Source organism: Paenibacillus sp. WLX1005, from assembly GCF_046603685.1.
GTDB lineage: Bacteria > Bacillota > Bacilli > Paenibacillales > Paenibacillaceae > Saccharibacillus.
Map to the genome: position 1 here is coordinate 790,049 of NZ_CP176756.1, position 16,873 is coordinate 806,921.

General features: G+C 45.8%; 11 protein-coding genes and 1 tRNA gene. 8 read left to right on the top strand and 4 right to left on the bottom strand.

What is annotated here, in order from left to right; genetic code table 11:
- The first annotated feature begins 4 nt into the window (after positions 1-4).
- From ACE3MZ_RS03450 to glmS, 8 genes are all read left to right on the top strand, one after another.
- Positions 5-78, top strand: a tRNA-Gly gene (locus ACE3MZ_RS03450).
- A gap of 397 nt (positions 79-475) precedes the next feature.
- Positions 476-3,271 carry a phosphoenolpyruvate carboxylase gene (gene ppc / locus ACE3MZ_RS03455; protein WP_411345120.1) on the top strand — a complete coding sequence of 932 codons (2,796 nt, stop codon included), beginning with the start codon at positions 476-478 and terminating at the stop codon, positions 3,269-3,271.
- Between the two features lie 404 nt (positions 3,272-3,675).
- A complete protein-coding gene (gene sigW, locus ACE3MZ_RS03460) occupies positions 3,676-4,245 on the top strand; it encodes an RNA polymerase sigma factor SigW (protein ID WP_188777435.1) in 570 nt (189 codons plus the stop codon).
- Positions 4,246-4,438: 193 nt separating this feature from the next.
- The gene (locus ACE3MZ_RS03465) at positions 4,439-5,053 is read left to right on the top strand and encodes a zf-HC2 domain-containing protein (RefSeq protein WP_411345121.1); all 615 of its coding nucleotides are present in this window, start codon (positions 4,439-4,441) and stop codon (positions 5,051-5,053) included.
- Between the two features lie 412 nt (positions 5,054-5,465).
- The gene (gene cdaA / locus ACE3MZ_RS03470; RefSeq protein ID WP_367064269.1) at positions 5,466-6,308 is read left to right on the top strand and encodes a diadenylate cyclase CdaA; all 843 of its coding nucleotides are present in this window, start codon (positions 5,466-5,468) and stop codon (positions 6,306-6,308) included.
- Positions 6,286-7,911, top strand: coding sequence for a CdaR family protein (locus ACE3MZ_RS03475; RefSeq protein WP_411345122.1), 1,626 nt, complete (start codon positions 6,286-6,288; stop codon positions 7,909-7,911). Before cdaA ends, ACE3MZ_RS03475 begins: the two co-directional genes overlap by 23 nt.
- 192 nt (positions 7,912-8,103) lie before the next feature.
- Positions 8,104-9,444 carry a phosphoglucosamine mutase gene (gene glmM, locus ACE3MZ_RS03480; protein WP_411345123.1) on the top strand — a complete coding sequence of 447 codons (1,341 nt, stop codon included), beginning with the start codon at positions 8,104-8,106 and terminating at the stop codon, positions 9,442-9,444.
- A 1,030-nt stretch (positions 9,445-10,474) separates the two neighbouring features.
- Positions 10,475-12,307, top strand: a complete 1,833-nt coding sequence (gene glmS, locus ACE3MZ_RS03485; RefSeq protein ID WP_411345124.1) for a glutamine--fructose-6-phosphate transaminase (isomerizing) — start codon at positions 10,475-10,477, stop codon at positions 12,305-12,307.
- A gap of 432 nt (positions 12,308-12,739) precedes the next feature.
- Here glmS and ACE3MZ_RS03490 read toward each other — a convergent pair whose 3' ends face one another.
- From ACE3MZ_RS03490 to ACE3MZ_RS03505, 4 genes are all read right to left on the bottom strand, one after another.
- Positions 12,740-13,435: a response regulator transcription factor gene (locus ACE3MZ_RS03490; RefSeq protein WP_411345125.1), complete on the bottom strand. Its 696-nt coding sequence runs from the start codon at positions 13,433-13,435 to the stop codon at positions 12,740-12,742.
- Positions 13,432-14,901: an ATP-binding protein gene (locus tag ACE3MZ_RS03495; protein ID WP_411345126.1), complete on the bottom strand. Its 1,470-nt coding sequence runs from the start codon at positions 14,899-14,901 to the stop codon at positions 13,432-13,434. The genes ACE3MZ_RS03490 and ACE3MZ_RS03495 overlap by 4 nt, the downstream gene beginning before the upstream one ends.
- A 114-nt stretch (positions 14,902-15,015) precedes the next feature.
- Positions 15,016-16,185 carry an ABC transporter permease gene (locus ACE3MZ_RS03500; RefSeq protein WP_411345127.1) on the bottom strand — a complete coding sequence of 390 codons (1,170 nt, stop codon included), beginning with the start codon at positions 16,183-16,185 and terminating at the stop codon, positions 15,016-15,018.
- Positions 16,182-16,871, bottom strand: coding sequence for an ABC transporter ATP-binding protein (locus ACE3MZ_RS03505; protein ID WP_411345128.1), 690 nt, complete (start codon positions 16,869-16,871; stop codon positions 16,182-16,184). The genes ACE3MZ_RS03500 and ACE3MZ_RS03505 overlap by 4 nt, the downstream gene beginning before the upstream one ends.
- Between the last annotated feature and the right edge of the window lie 2 nt (positions 16,872-16,873).

The following is a 16,873-nucleotide window of genomic DNA, read 5'->3' on the forward strand; positions in this document are numbered from 1 at the left end:
GTATGCGGGTGTAGTTCAATGGTAGAACTCCAGCCTTCCAAGCTGGTAGCGTGGGTTCGATTCCCATCACCCGCTCCAATTATAATTTAAGACCGGAAACGGTCTTTTTTTGCTATATGGGCATGCAAGCGTATTCAGATTAAACATTCATATTGGAAATTTAGATTAGGGATTTAGAGTGTTGATCATGTGTAGGGATGATGTGGGTAGCTGTTTCATTTTTAATAAATAAATGTATGTGATTGTCATTCTGACAAATAGGTCTAATTTAATCTTCACACGTTAAAGGATTGTAGTATAATGATGTAGTGCGATAACGCTGTGAAGTCATTATGAGTGAATGATGAAATGTTTGCATAAATAATCATAACGATTAAATTAATTAAAGTATTCGCTGACGCTTTGTTGTATGATGTTAAGAAGATGTTAACCTTCATTAGAATCAACACCGGTGGGGAACGATAGGAGGAGAAGCATGTCTGAGTTGACAGTGAATGTAAGTAAAAACCATTCTAACAATCTGCTACGGCGCGATGTACGCTTTTTGGGAAACATCCTGGGTGAAGTGCTTGTACATCAGGGTGGTCAAGAGCTGCTGGATATTGTGGAGAAAATCCGCGAGCTGAGTAAATCGCTGCGTGCAGTGTCTTTGCCTGAAGTATTCGAGGAATTTAAAACATTGATCCGCAATCTGGATTCAGATAATCGGCATCAGGTGATACGGGCTTTTGCAATTTATTTTCAATTGGTTAATATTGCAGAGCAGAATCATCGCATCCGTCGCAAACGTGATTATGAGCGTTCGGCGGGAGAGACGGTTCAATCCGGTTCCATGGAGAGTGCAGTTCAACAACTGAAGAAGCACAATTTCAGTCAAGAACAAGTGGAAGCTCTATTAGCTGATCTATCGCTGGAACTCGTAATGACTGCGCATCCGACTGAAGCGATGCGTCGCGTTATTCTTGATATCCACAAGCGCATTTCTGAAGATGTTAAATTGCTCGACAATCCGACTCTAACCTTCCGTGAGCGCGAACAGCTGCGCGAGAAGTTGCTGAACGAAGTCATTACGCTCTGGCAAACCGATGAGCTGCGTGATCGCAAACCAACGGTACTGGATGAAGTTCGTAACGGTATGTATTATTTCCATGAAACGCTGTTTGATGTATTACCAGAGCTGTACCAGGAGCTGGAACGTTCGTTGGCGAAGCATTATCCAGATCATCACTGGCATGTACCGGGCTTCTTGCGCTTTGGTTCGTGGATCGGTGGCGACCGCGATGGTAATCCTTCCGTAACAGCAGAAGTGACTTGGAAAACACTACAAATGCAGCGTAAGCTGGCGATTCGTGAATATCAGCGGATTTTGCGTGATATGATGAACTCGCTGAGCTTTAGCACAACAATTATTGACGTATCGGAAGAATTGCTTTCTTCCATTCAAAAGGATCGTCTGCATGTGACGATTGATAAAACGTATAGCTGGAACAATGAGAATGAACCTTACCGTATCAAAATCGCCTATATGCTGCGCAAATTGAACAATATCGTCGACGACTCCAAACGCGGTACGATGGAGCGTTACAATCATGTCTCCGAACTGCTGGAAGACCTGTGGACGATTGATAAGAGTCTGCGTCATCACTATGCCGATTATGTCGCGGATACGTATGTACAAAAAATGATTCGTCAGGTGGAGCTGTTTGGTTTCCATACGGCTACCCTCGATGTACGTCAGCATAGTCAGGAGCATGAAAATGCACTGAAAGAGATTCTTGCTGGTATGCAGATTGTGGATGACTATTCCAGTCTGAGTGAAAGTGAGAAGATCGAATTGCTGGGCAAGTTGATGACCGATCCGCGTCCGCTGACTTCGCCGTATTTTAATTACAGTGAAAGTACTGAAGAGTGTCTGGCGGTTTATCGTACGATTGCCAAAGCGCAACAGGAATTCGGCAAAAATTGTATTTCTAGCTACCTGATCAGTATGACTCAGGGTGCGAGCGATATTTTGGAAGTTATGATCTTTGCCAAAGAAACAGGGCTGTTCCGCTTGTTGCCAGATGGTCAAGTTCATTGTACGGTGCAAGCAGTGCCTCTGTTTGAAACGATTGACGATCTGCATGCAGCACCGCAAATTATGCGTAGTGTGCTGGATCTGCCAGCTTATCGTGCTGCTGTTGCTTCGATGAACGATCTGCATGAGATCATGCTTGGTTATTCTGATAGTAATAAAGACGGTGGTGTGGTAACAGCGAACTGGGAATTGCGTCTGGCGTTGAACGATATCACGGCAATGGGACAAGAATATGGTATCAAGCTGAAGTTCTTCCACGGTCGCGGCGGTGCGCTCGGACGTGGCGGGATGTCGCTGGATCGCAGTATTATGGCTCAGCCTCCACATACGATCGGTGGCGGTATCAAAATTACAGAGCAGGGTGAAGTGCTGTCTTCTCGTTATTCCTTGCAGGGCATTGCTTACCGTAGTCTGGAGCAGGCGATCTCTGCACTGATTACTTCGGCGGCGATTGCTCAGACTGGTGAACCAGCTGGCGAGAATAATAAAGAATGGGATAACATTATCCGTGGGATTTCGGAAGTGTCTCTGAACAAGTATCAGGATCTGATCTTCCGCGATCCAGACTTTATGAACTTCTTCAAGCAATCGACACCGTTGCCAGAAGTGGGCGAATTGAATATTGGTTCGCGTCCATCCAAGCGTAAAAACAGTGACCGTTTTGAAGATTTGCGTGCGATTCCGTGGGTATTTGCATGGACACAAAGTCGTTATCTGCTGCCAGCTTGGTATGCAGCGGGCACGGGTATCCAGCATTTCTATCAGGACAAACCGGAAAATATGGCTGAACTGCAACGTATGTACAAAGAGTTCCCATTCTTCAAAACGCTGATCGATACGCTACAAATGGCGATTGCAAAAGCGGATCTGACGATTGCTCGTGAATATGCTGGTATGTGTAAAGAAGAGAGTTATCGTAATCGGATCTTTGGTATGATTGAAGAAGAATTTAATCTGACACGCGATCTTGTTTTGCAAATTAGCGGTCAGCAGGAGATTCTGGACAATGTACCGGTCATTCAGGAATCTGTACGTCTGCGTAATCCGTATGTAGATCCATTGAGCTATTTGCAGGTACAATTGCTGAGTGAGCTGCGCGATATTCGCGAAGAAGGCTCGGATGATGCTGAATTGCTGCGCGAAGTGTTATTGACAATTAACGGCATTGCATCCGGTTTGCGCAATACCGGTTGATATTAGAGATAATATATTGGAGTAATTAAATAGAAAAAGGATACTATTAAAGTACTATACAATAGTATCCTTTTTTCTTATCATCCGTTATGAGTTATGAGTTATGAGTTATGAGTTATAGCTGATGATAGATGAGTTGTCGAGCGTGTTCTGATCATTGGAGAATGATATTATAAGTATTCTTTTTTCTGGGAATATTCATGCTGAAATTGTAATTGATCATTTCCATTTGGATGTGGAATGTACGGATTTTGATATTTGGTATACCGTAATTGTGTAAATGCTGAAATTATCGCAGGATTAAGATTGCAATTTACGGAATCATCCAGTACGATTTTAAGTGGATTGTAAAATGGTTTACACAACAAACAATATACATACCGGGAACATAGTTTGGGGGAGTGATGGTGGACAATCTGGATACGAGACTGGCAAAGCTGGCGCTAAAAGGTGATCAGCGTGCTTTTGCTGAGATCGTTGATTTATACAAAGACAAGCTGTTTCATCTCGGGTATCGGATGCTGAGTAATCGGCATGAAGCCGAAGATGTGGTGCAGGAGACGTTTTTGAGAGTATACAAAAATCTGGATCGGTATGATCCAAAACAGAAATTCTCGACATGGATCTATCGGATTGCAACCAATCTGTGCATTGACCGGCTGCGTAAGCGCAAGCCCAGCTTTTCGCTGGATGCAGAGCTGAACGATCAGGACAATACAGATGGCTATGCGCTTATTCCTGGCGATGAGCGGACACCGGAAAGCGAATATATGCTGACAGAAACGCAGCAGCTTATTCATCAGGCGATTGACTCATTACCAGATAAGTACAAGACGGTTATGGTACTGCGCTATCTACAGGAGCTATCCTTGCAAGAAATTAGTGATGTGATGGATATGCCAGTGACCACAATCAAGACCCGGGTGCACCGTGGCCGTGAATTTTTACGCAAAAAGCTGGAAAATAAGCTGTAAAGCCTATGTAACAACGCTATAGAAACCGTGTAAAATAAACCGGTTGGCATGGAAACATATTCAAAAAATCTTTCTGCTTTTTTGAAACATTACCGAAGCTACACCGTATTGAACAGAGTATTCGCGGTTCCAGACATTATGCCTGTACGGTGTGATGTACGAAGCGCTATTTTACGAGAAAGGAATGGCTCATATGGATTGCAAACTGGCTGTCACCTATATGCACGAGTACCTGGACGGCGACTTACCCGATGAACAGGCGGATGAGCTAAATCAGCATATGGCTGAATGCTCGGAATGCCGTGCCGCTTTTAAAGAGCTGGAGCAAACGGAGCTGCTCTTATTTGCTGTCAATCACCGTAAACCGCCAGTATCTGATGAGCTCACTGACCGGATCATGCAGTCACTGCCGAAGCCGAAGAAGAAGTCAGCCTGGGTTACCTGGTTGAAGCATCATCCGGCATTGACCGCAGCAGCAGCATTTTTCATCATTTTGCTTGGAACTCTTCCGTTGTGGGATGAAGGTCCTGAGATGATCGTCAAGGGGCAAAGTCTGGATCAGGTTGTGATTGAAGGAAATACTGTCATCGTACCGGAAGGTAAAACGATCGCCGGTAATTTAACAATAGAAAAAGGACAAGCTAGGATCTACGGTGATGTTGAAGGCAATGTAACGGTCATCGACGGTAGCGTATTTCAGGCAAGTACTGCTCATATCTCCGGACAAGTTCAGACGATAGATCAGGCAGTAGGCTGGCTTTGGTATAAGATTTCAACTGCATTCTCGGATGTCGCCTCTACTAATTAAATCAACAACCGAAAGGCGCCTCTTGTACAAGATGGCGTCTTTTTTGTGTGTTTTACCATTGTTCTTTGCATGTTGTACGAAAAAGCGTGTAAAATAAGAAAATAGGAATACGATCCATATCATGCACGGTTCATTTTGCCATGGAATGCGACTTGAATTGAATTTTCTGAAAAAGATCGCAAACTTGTCTGTATGTTGGGGTAATATGATAATAGTTAGTGCATGGAGTAGTTGATGTGATCATACGATGAAGGTCACGATCGTTGAATGGATTGGACAGAATTGCGTAGTTTGGATTTGAAGCTGTTACATTTTGAACTGCGTGAAATTCTACCCCTGAATGTTTTCTACCATGCAATACATTCATGACTTGTTAACGATCCACCAGATAGAATATAACGGGGGTTGCAGTATGGAGTATTTTGCAGACTTAACATGGAAAGATTCCATTAAAGATATTATTGATATTTTGATCGTTACGTATATTATTTATCAGCTGATTTTGCTAGTGCGCGGTACGCGTGCAGTACAGCTGTTAAAAGGGATTCTAGTGCTGGTGGTCGTCTGGGCGCTGAGTAGCTGGTTTGATCTGTATACGCTCAAGTGGCTGATGAACCAGGCATTTACCTTCGGGGTACTGGCGATCTTTATTATTTTCCAGCCGGAGTTACGGCGCGGTCTGGAGCAGCTAGGTCGCGGTAAAATATTCGGACGAACGGTAGCGGACGATGAAGAAATTACACGTATGATCGGTGAGATGATCAAAGCGGTCAACTATTTATCACGTCGCAAAATCGGGGCACTGGTTGTGTTTGAACGCACAACGGGTCTAAATGAGTATACGGAGTCTGGTATCAAGATGCAGTCAGCTATCAGCTCAGAGTTGCTGATTAACATATTCATACCGAATACGCCGCTACATGATGGTGCAGTTATTGTACAGGAGCAGAAAATCGCTGCGGCGGCATGTTACTTGCCCCTTTCAGAGAATCCATTTATTAGTAAGGAGCTGGGAACGAGGCACCGGGCAGCGATTGGGATTAGTGAAGTCGGAGATGCAATCTCACTGATTGTATCGGAAGAAACGGGTCAAGTATCGCTGGCTATGAACGGTCAGGTGGTACGCGATATCAACGAAGAATCGTTGATTGCCAAGCTGCATGAGGCACTCAAGCCGAATGTAACGACCGAGAAGAAAATCCCGTTCTGGAAGCGGAAGGGGGGCGGTCGTGATGATGGACAAATGGATCAGTAATAATACGGTTGCCAAAGTACTTGCTCTCATCGTGAGTCTATTATTGTGGGTGATGGTGCATATGGATAACAATACGATGCCTACGTCTACTTCATCCGCAGCGGTGGGTACAAGTGTCATTCATGATGTAGAAGTACAGCCTTACGGATTTGACGAGGACAAGTATGTATTAAAGTCGATTTCACCGACTACTGTTAATATTGAGGTACGAGGACAATCTGACTTGATTTCCTATTTTTCCAAAGATAACTATAAGGCTAAGATCAATCTAGCCGATATTAAAGGTGCAGGAACCGTTACCTTGCCGATCATAGCGGAGACGCCTGCAAGTGTGCAGTATGTATCGTCCACGCCAGGATTTGTACGGGTAACGATTGAGGAGAAAACGTCCAATTCATTTACTCCACAGATCAGCGTTCAAGGGGAACCAGCGAGCGGCTATCAAAAAGGTGATCCGGTTATTACCGATGACACGGATAAGGTAAATGTCACATTGCCAGAAAGTCGTTTATCGCAAGTAGGTACTGTACGTGGTGTAATCAATATCGCTGGTGCCAGTGAAACGGTGAGCAAGACTGTCACATTGTCTGTATACGATAAAAACGGAAATGCGATGGAGGATGCAACGGTATCTCCATCTACGGTCAAAGTAGAAGTACCGATCGGCGCATCTTCACGCAAATTACCGCTCAACTTGAGTTATACAGGTCAGTTGCCAGATAATCTAGTACTGGCGGGAACCGAGGTTAGCGCTGATGAAGTGACCGTATACGGTTCGGAAGAAGAGCTTGCAGCGCTGGGCGATTCTGTAACAGCATCGGTGAACCTGAGTTCCATTGAACAGGCAGGCACGGCTACGTTGACAGCGAAGCTCGATATTCCAGAAGGCACGGATAAAGTATCGCCTTCGACTGTACAGGTAACGATTACGACAGAGGAGTTCTCTGAACGTACAGTGCAGAATGTGCCTGTGAAGCTGAATGGTCTAGGCGCTAATCTGGAAGCGGCGATTACGCAGCCGGATAGTCAGCAAGTGTCTGTAAGTATTAAGGGGGCACCGGATGCGATTCAAGCGGTTCGTCCAGAGGATATTACGGCAACAGTCAATGTAAGTGGACGCGTAGCAGGAACTTACAAACTACCCGTGCAGGTCGTTTTACCGGAAACAGTCAGCCTCTCCAATCCAGGTGAACAGATTACGGTTACTGTGACGATTACTGAAAGTGCTACAACAACGCCACCGGATAATGGGCAGGGCAATACTGGCGGTACAACTAGTAACGGTGATGATAGCGAGAATGGTACAGGCAGTGGCAATACAGGAAATAATGGTAGCGGTTCGGATGGAACAACAACACCGGACAGCAACAACCCCGATAGTACCAGTGATAATGATGCGAGTGGCGGTGACAGTGCCGAATCTGCACCAGACGGTACTTCTGGAAGTACAGATAGTGGCACAAATAATGAAGCATCACCTTCCGATGCGACGGAAGGAAATGCGGCGGGAAGTGGTGCTTCCACCGCATCTCCGCCACCGCAAAATCAGATGATCGATCAGGCGCTTGCCGTGCCTGCTGTCTCATCAAGCACGTATCATTGATACCTGTACAAAAGCAGTACAGTATTGACATTGTTAATGGTAAAGACGTATAAAGGAATGGTTATGATGTGCAATCGGTCATTTTCATAAATGACCGATTGTGTCATGCAAACATATAGGATCTACACATTGGATGCATACAAATCAAAGATATGGGATTCCAACTGAATTCAAACATAAGGAGCACAATTCATGGGTAAATATTTCGGAACAGACGGCGTACGTGGTGTCGCCAACAAAGAATTGACAGCAGAAATGGCATACCAAATCGGTCGTTGTGGCGGTTATGTACTGACACATGGTGCAGAAAAGCCGACTGTCGTTATTGGAATGGATACACGTATTTCCGGGCTGATGCTGGAATCGGCATTGATCGCGGGTATGCTGTCCATCGGTGCGCATATTGTGCGTCTTGGGGTAGTTAGTACACCGGCAGTAGCATATATTACAAAATTACTAAAAGCAGATGCAGGTGTCATGATCTCGGCTTCGCATAACCCCGTTGAAGATAATGGTATCAAATTCTTTGGCGGCGACGGCTTTAAGTTGTCTGATGAAACGGAACTGCGCATTGAAGCACTGATGGATGCGGAAGAAGATACATTGCCACGTCCAGTTGGTGCGGAACTCGGAACAATCGTGAATGACGATGAATCCAAGTTTAAATATCTGGAACATCTGAAATCGACAATTTCTCATTCTTTTGCAGGTTTGAAGATCGTGATGGACTGTGCTAATGGTTCGGCATATGAGCTGGCTCCGGCACTGTTCAAAGAATTGGGTGCAGAAGTCATTACGATTGGTGCAGAACCGAATGGTTTGAATATCAATGATCACTGTGGGTCTACACACCCTGAACTGTTAAAAGAAGAAGTCGTTCGTCATCAGGCACATATCGGTCTTGCCTTTGATGGAGATGCGGATCGTCTGATCGCTATTGATGATCAAGGTGAAGAAGTGGATGGCGACTATATCCTGTGCATTTGCGGCGATGCAATGAACCGTGCAGGTAAGCTGAAAGACAGTACGATCGTGTCTACCGTGATGAGTAATATCGGCTTCTACAAAGCGACGGAAGAATTGTCGCTAAATACGGCGCAAACCGCTGTAGGTGACCGTTATGTGATGGAGGAAATGAGACGCGGCGGTTATACGCTCGGTGGCGAGCAATCCGGTCATGTGATTTTCCTAGATTATATTACAACCGGTGACGGTATTCTGACGGCTGTACAGTTAGTGGATACGCTGGTAGGCTCCGGTAAAAAGCTAAGTGATCTGAAATCGATGATGAGCAAATATCCACAGGTCCTCGTTAATGTACGTGTAGAGAGCAAAGCGCGCTATGAAGGAAACGAAGGCATTGCAGCTGCGGTGAAAGACGTGGAGGGCAAGCTTGGCAATAACGGTCGTGTGCTGGTGCGTCCATCCGGTACAGAATCGCTGATTCGCGTAATGGCGGAAGGTCCGGACAAAGATGAGTTAGAGCAATTTGTTGCGCAAATTGTTGATGTGGTGAAAAAGGAACTCGTTTAAAACAGTCCTTGTCCGCATTCAGAAGATGCTGTAGCAAGTCATAGAGAAGATGAAATGGCAAAGTCTGCTGTTATGCATGAGTGATCATGTGACAGCAGGCTTTTTTGTATGGATAAGATGCACAGGGATAGGAAACGGGAATATTAAATTTTTGCTAAAACTTGCATATATCTAGTTATTATGAGTGGTTAAAAGGTTAATAAATGTAATATTATGGTATTTAAGATTATTGTAGAATTCTGTCATGAAACCGTAATATAATGCAGCTCTCATCTACAGCATCGTTGATATGAAACAGGTGCATAACGAATATGTGGTGTGCTTAGCAACAGGATGGAGGGAGTGAGGTCAGGCGGTTTTTTTCAGTAAGTCTATGTCGTTATGATAGCAATCGTGTTGTTTGAACAGAATAGTTGCTATGTCGGTTCAACAGCGCTGGTAGCAGGTTAATTGTAAAGGGTGTGGTGTGAAGGATGGCTTTTATGATGTGTCAGCCAAGGAATAACACAGCTGTCACATTTTTATCATTGCCATATGCGCCAAAGATGAATATAATGAACGAGTTGCCATTTGTAATATAACTGTAACATTGGACATATTATAAAGGCGGCATCACTCTAGTATAGAAAGTGAGGATCGTTTGTTACCCTTTGCAAGATCAAGCGCCAGAGCTCGAATCACGGACGGAAACAGAATCGAGCTGACGAGGTGAAGGTGTTCGAAACATTCGGCGGGGACCTTCCGGTGACGTACCAGACCGTAAATAGAAATCCAAATATCGGGAGCGATCCTGGTTACAAAGATTTCTGCCGGTACAGATATAGATGGATTGCATTTGTGCACCAGCTATACACTTATACAATTACACTCATACGATCAGATGATGAATAAGCATGTGCATGAGACCTACAGGATTACGGACGAACGCCAATGCATGTGCAATCCCAATTTTATATGGATAAAGCGTTCCACGTGTCCCTTATGCACGGTTAACATCCATCGTCGAACTATTGAACGGAGGAATATAAACATGTGCGGTATTGTTGGATATATTGGAGATAAGGACACACAAGCTATTTTGATCGATGGTCTGCGTAAATTGGAGTATCGTGGTTATGATTCTGCGGGTATCTCGGTATTTACGAATGAAGGTTTGCAAGTCGTGAAAGCACAGGGACGTATGGCGAACCTGGAATCCAAGCTGGAGCATCATCCACTGGTAGGTACAGCAGGGATCGGACACACTCGCTGGGCGACACACGGTAAACCATCGGATGAGAACTCTCACCCACATATGGATGCACAACACAAATTCTCGGTCGTTCATAACGGTATTATCGAGAACTATCTGGAACTGAAAGATGAACTGATCCGCTCCGGTGTTGAATTTTTATCCGAAACGGACACAGAAGTTATCGCCCATCTAGTAGCACGCGAATACGAAGGCGATATCGTTAAAGCAGTACAAAAAGCAGTTACCTACATGCGCGGCGCATTTGCACTCGGCGTACTGACTGAGCATGAGCCAGACAAACTGGTAGCTGTACGTCAAGCTAGCCCGCTCGTGATCGGCGTAGGTGAAGGCGAGAACTTTATCGGTTCGGATATTCCGGCGATTCTGAAATATACACGTAACGTTTACATTCTGAATGACGGCGAAATGGCTGTTCTGACACAGGATGCGGTGGAACTGATGACCATCGAAGGTAACTTTATTTCTCGGGAAATGATTCATGTGGATTGGGATGCAGTAACCGCAGAAAAAGGCGGTTTTGACCATTTCATGCTGAAAGAAATTCACGAGCAACCAAAAGCATACCGTGATACGATGCTTGGACGTATCAATGACGATGGTAAAGGCGTTCATTTCAGCGATCTAAAACTGACTGCTGAGCAAATCCGCAATATTCGCAACGTACAAATCGTTGCTTGTGGTACGGCATATCATGCAGGTCTGGTTGGACGTAACATTATTGAGAAAATGGCAAAAATTCCGGTGGAAACGGATGTTGCTTCTGAGTATCGTTACCGTTCCCCGATCATCAACAAAGATACACTGGTGATCGTAGTTAGCCAATCTGGTGAAACAGCGGATACACTTGCTGCACTGCGTGAAGCACAAGCAAACGGTGCACATGTGATCGCTGTAACGAACGTAGTAGGTAGCTCTATCGCTCGCGATGCGGACGATGTGATCGCGACACTGGCAGGTCCAGAAATCGCGGTAGCTTCGACCAAAGCATATACGTCCCAGTTGATCGCCTTCTACCTGTTCGGTCTGCATCTGGCAGACATTCGCGGTACGATGACGACAGAAGAAATCTCGGAAACACTGGCAGCTATGGAATCTCTGCCTGAGCAAGTTGAGAAGATTCTGGAGATGGCTCCAGAAATCAAACAATATGCCGAGCACATCGCTCAGCACAAGCATCTGTTCTTTATCGGACGTGGTGTCGATTATGCCGTTGTACAGGAAGGATCTTTGAAACTGAAAGAGATCTCTTACATTCACTCCGAAGCATATGCAGCAGGTGAACTGAAGCACGGTACATTGGCACTGATCGAAGACGGTATTCCAGTAATTGCACTGGCAACACAAGAAGATGTACTGGAAAAAACGGTGAGCAACATCAAAGAAGTCAAAGCGCGCGGCGGCGAAGTGATGGTCATCTCTTACGATGAGCACCGCGAAGACCTGCTGAAATCGGTTGATTATGTAATGACAATTCCCAAAACATTGCAAACCCTGACACCGGCACTGTCAGTTGTTACGCTGCAACTGCTCGCTTACTACGCTTCTCTGGCGCTGGAACACGACGTGGACAAACCGCGTAACTTGGCGAAGAGTGTAACGGTAGAGTAGGTTTAAGAACTGCATGCTATCAAGCAGATTTCACTAAGTTGAGCACCATGGTAGCAGTGTGAACATGATCATCAATAATATAGTCATTAACAGATCTGCAATCCGTATCTTGATTGGCTGTAATGTTTGTTAAACAGATATATGCTCTAACGAGTACAGATGCAATCGTGTAGGTTGTTAAAGTATAGTCTTCCTGTAGCTCAACTTGGGTTATAGAAGCAGCAAAGCCCCTTCGACTTTACCGTCGAAGGGGCTTTGCTTGTATTTAGCGTAAGTGATTTTAGCGTGATCAATTACACACAGAGGGCGATCTTATTACACTAAGGCTTGTTGCGATATGGGGTTTATTTAGAATGCAGTCTGTTATGTTGATGGCGCTATACTTGTTGTAATGAAGATCATTGCTCATATGAACTCGTATCGTTACGTGTTTTACAATTGAAACCGGTACCCCGCACCCCAGACAGTCTGGATATAATGCGGATTTCCCGGATCATCTTCAATCTTCTCGCGCAGTCGGTTAATGTGAACCGCTACCGTTGCGTTGTCGCCGATAGAGTCAAAGCCCCAAATCCGCTCGTACAGTGTGTCTTTGCTGAATACGATATTGGAATTATCCACGAGGAAATGGAGCAGGTCGAATTCTTTCTTTTTCAAATCCAGCTCACGACCTTTGAGATAGGCGCGGTGGGCATCGGTATTAATGAGAAAGGGACCGACTTCGATGTGACTGCGGTCGGTATTAGCGCCAAGCTTCGCTTTGAGACGAGCATACTGAGCGAGATTGGATTTGACCCGCGCAACCAGTTCGTTCGGGGAAAAGGGTTTGACGATATAATCGTCTGCGCCCAATCCCAAGCCACGAATTTTATCAATATCGTCCTGTTTGGCGGTCACCATCAGGATCGGAATGTCTAGTTTGTCGCGCAGTCGACGACAGACGGAAAAGCCGTCTTCGCCGGGTAACATCAGATCCAGCAGGATCAGGTCAAATTGACCGGATAATGCACGCTCTGCACCAGTGATGCCATTATCGGCAATCTCGACGGCAAAATGGTTGATTTCCAAGTAATCCCGTTCAATCGCGGCAATGGCTTCGTCGTCTTCGATGATGAGTATATGTTTCATTGACCTTCCTCCTGCCTGATCAGCGGCAAACGAATCACGATGCGCAGCCCGCCAGACGGTGCAGCCATCGCTTTGATGCTACCGCCCAGACGTTCTACAGCTTTGGCGGTAATCGCTAGCCCGAGTCCGCTGCCTTTGTTGGGATTATTGCGCGAAGGATCGCTGCGGTAAAAGACGTCGAACAGTTGACTGAGCGATTGCTCAGGTACACCGGGACCATCATCAGTCATGTAAATAATAATCTGCTCATGATGCACCATCGTCTGAATACGGATCATGCCGCGTTCTTTGTCTTTGTATTTCAAGCTATTCTCGATAATGTTAGTAAAGATGCTGTCTAGCTGCAACGGATCGGCAAAGATACGCGTCGATTCGCTGGCGAGATCGAGTTGAATATCCAAGCCTTTGCTGCGATATTCCTCGGTTGTGGCACGGATTAATGATTCCAACTCGCGGTTTACATCGAGCAGTTCGGGATCGTACGGATAATCGCCCATATCCATTTTGGAAAAGAGAAAGATTTTGGCGACCATACGATCGATATCTTCTGCTTTTGTATTAATCATGGTGATGTACTTATGACGTGCTTCTGGTGTGCTGGCAACGCCGTCCAGCAGACCTTCCGAATACGCACGGATGGAGGTGAGCGGTGAACGCAGATCATGTGAGATGCTTGCCAGTAGCTCTTTGCGATTCTCTTCCTGCCGATGAATTAACTGTATCGATTGCTTCAGCTGCTCTGCCATATCGTTAAAATCATGGCAGATCGCAGCAAATTCATCTTTGCTAGCATAACGGATACGTGTATCCAGATTGCCATCGCGAATCTGCTGCACACCTTCGCCAAGTGTACCGAGCGGTTGGCTAATGCGCTTGAATACAAAATAAGTCAAAAAGCGGTTCGTAAAGAAGATAGTCACCAGAATACCGACACCGAATAAAATCATAAATAGCGTAATGAGTGAATTGTATTCATTGTAATATGAATCGTCGCTGCTGCTACTATCCAGATACGAGCTAAAAGTAGAAATGACGTATATATTACCGTTTACGATGGACTTTTTGCTGTACACGCTATCGTTGCCTACATAAGCGCTACCTTCGCCATTGAGCGACCAGATAGCTTGGAGAAGATTGCCGCCAGAATCGATTGTAGTGTTGCCCATATTTAGCAGCAGCTTATGCGTTTTAAAATCATTAACAGCAAGCCGCATATGATTTTTTTGCAAATAGGCTTCAAGCTGTTGCTTCTCGGCAGCTTTACGACTTTGCGGGTCGCGGATCAGCTCAGTAGCGACTGAGATAATCTTGTCAGGCACATCGTAGATGGAGCTTGTTTTGTCGTATTGATTTTTCCAGTATTGATAAGAGAGGTACTGACCGGCTCCGATAATGATGGCGGAGATGAGTACCGGTATCACAATCATCAAAATGTTGGAGATAATCAGGCGATGCTTAATTGTCATACCGTTGCTCCTTTGAAATTCGTTAGCCTGTTACGGCTTCATTGTAGCACATTCTCCGCACATCCAAGATGCAAGATTGACCATGAGCTTGGAAGCTCGTTGGCAAGGCTCCTTTTAATCGGTACGCAGTGCGTAAATAGGACGCAGACGCGCAGCTTTGTTTGCTGGAATAATACCGAACAGCACTCCGATAGCAAAAGAAAAGGCAAACGCAATCACTACCATATTCCACGCATACTGAATCGGGAACGGGATAAATTGTCCAACGATCCACACGAGACCGAGTCCAGTACCAATCCCTAGCAGCCCGCCGAGTGTGCTGAGAAAGATCGATTCGATCATAAATTGCAGCAAAATGTTGCTTTTGCGAGCACCAATCGCCTTGCGGATACCGATCTCGCGGGTACGTTCATTGACCGAGACGATCATAATGTTCATAATGCCAATGCCGCCGACGATAAGCGAAATACCGGCGATGCCTGCCAGTGAAGCGGACAGCAGGGCGCTTGTTTTCTCCATCGATTCAATCATTTCCCGGGCATCGAAAATATCATAGGCGGACGGGTCACCCAGCGCCGCAGTTAGCGCCGCCTGCAATTCTTCTTTGACCATCGGAATCTGCTCCGGCGATGTTGTTTTGATCTCGAAAGATTGAATGCCTTTGGTTTGTAAAAAGCGTTCCGCCGTCGCTAGTGGAATCAGAATTTTGTCGTCATTGGAACCCATCAGACTGGAGCCTTTAGTACGAAGGAGTCCAACGATGGTGAAGGTATCGCCATTGAGACGAATATCTTTGCCGACTGGATTCTCCATGCCGAACAATTTGCTTGCTGTCTCTGAACCGATCAGCGCTACTTTCTGACGATACTGGTTATCGATATTGAGTAGAAAGCGACCGGACTGCACATGAAAGTCTTTTACATGTTCGTATGAGGGCATAATACCTTCTAACGGTACATCGGCATTGCGACCACGATTCTTGGCAGTAACATTACCGGAAATGACCGGGGAGACGCCGCTGACGCCGGGAAGCTGTCCGTATGCCATCGTTTGCTCGGTAGTTAGTGAGGTAGTTGCGCCGTAACCCATAATACTGATCGTCAGCAGATCGGTGCCCAGCCCGCTGAACTGATCGCTGATCTGGTTGTTGTAGCTCATACCAACCGAGACGACCAGAATGACGGACGAGACACCGATGATGATACCGAGCATCGTTAGAAATGAACGAATTTTATTACCAATGACGCTGAGCAGCGCCATACGGATACTTTGGAACAGAATCATGGCTCATTCCTCCGATCCTCGGTCAATATGCCATTTTGGATGCGAATGACGCGGCGTGCCTGATCAGCAATATCAAGATCATGGGTGATCAGAATGATCGTATGTCCTTGCGCGTTGAGGGATTGGATCATCTGCATTACTTCGCGCCCGGTCTGACTATCCAGTGCACCGGTTGGCTCGTCCGCTAGTAGCAGCGGCGGATCACCAGCAAGCGCCCGGGCAATTGCCACACGCTGCTGCTGACCGCCGGATAGTTGATTGGGACGGTGAAACATGCGTTCCTGCAATCCGACTTGCTCCAAAGCGAGTGTGGCACGCTTCCGCCGTTCATGCTGAGACAGCCCACGATAGATGAGCGGCAGTTCGACATTTTCCATTGCAGACAGACGGGGCAGCAGATTGAAGCTTTGAAAAATAAAGCCGATCTTCTCATTGCGAATGCGAGCGAGCCGATTATCGGACAGCTTGCGTACATTGCTGCCGTCCAGCGTATAACTGCCGCTATTGGGTACATCCAGACAGCCGATCATATTCATTAATGTCGATTTGCCGGAACCGGATGGACCGATAATAGCGACAAATTCGCCTTTATGCACAGTTAGCGAAATATCCTGCAAAATAGGCATCCGCTGTCCTGCCATCATGTAGCCGTGAGACATTTGTTCGATCTGGATCAGCGGTTCCATAC

Coding starts and splice junctions, on each gene's coding strand:
- glmM (WP_411345123.1), top strand. CDS start 8,104: ATGGGTAAATATTTCGGAACAGACGGCGTACGTGGTGTCGCCAACAAA.
- glmS (WP_411345124.1), top strand. CDS start 10,475: ATGTGCGGTATTGTTGGATATATTGGAGATAAGGACACACAAGCTATT.
- ppc (WP_411345120.1), top strand. CDS start 476: ATGTCTGAGTTGACAGTGAATGTAAGTAAAAACCATTCTAACAATCTG.
- ACE3MZ_RS03500 (WP_411345127.1), bottom strand. CDS start 16,185: ATGATTCTGTTCCAAAGTATCCGTATGGCGCTGCTCAGCGTCATTGGT.
- ACE3MZ_RS03490 (WP_411345125.1), bottom strand. CDS start 13,435: ATGAAACATATACTCATCATCGAAGACGACGAAGCCATTGCCGCGATT.
- cdaA (WP_367064269.1), top strand. CDS start 5,466: ATGGAGTATTTTGCAGACTTAACATGGAAAGATTCCATTAAAGATATT.
- ACE3MZ_RS03465 (WP_411345121.1), top strand. CDS start 4,439: ATGGATTGCAAACTGGCTGTCACCTATATGCACGAGTACCTGGACGGC.
- ACE3MZ_RS03475 (WP_411345122.1), top strand. CDS start 6,286: ATGATGGACAAATGGATCAGTAATAATACGGTTGCCAAAGTACTTGCT.
- ACE3MZ_RS03495 (WP_411345126.1), bottom strand. CDS start 14,901: ATGACAATTAAGCATCGCCTGATTATCTCCAACATTTTGATGATTGTG.
- ACE3MZ_RS03505 (WP_411345128.1), bottom strand. CDS start 16,871: ATGGAACCGCTGATCCAGATCGAACAAATGTCTCACGGCTACATGATG.
- sigW (WP_188777435.1), top strand. CDS start 3,676: ATGGTGGACAATCTGGATACGAGACTGGCAAAGCTGGCGCTAAAAGGT.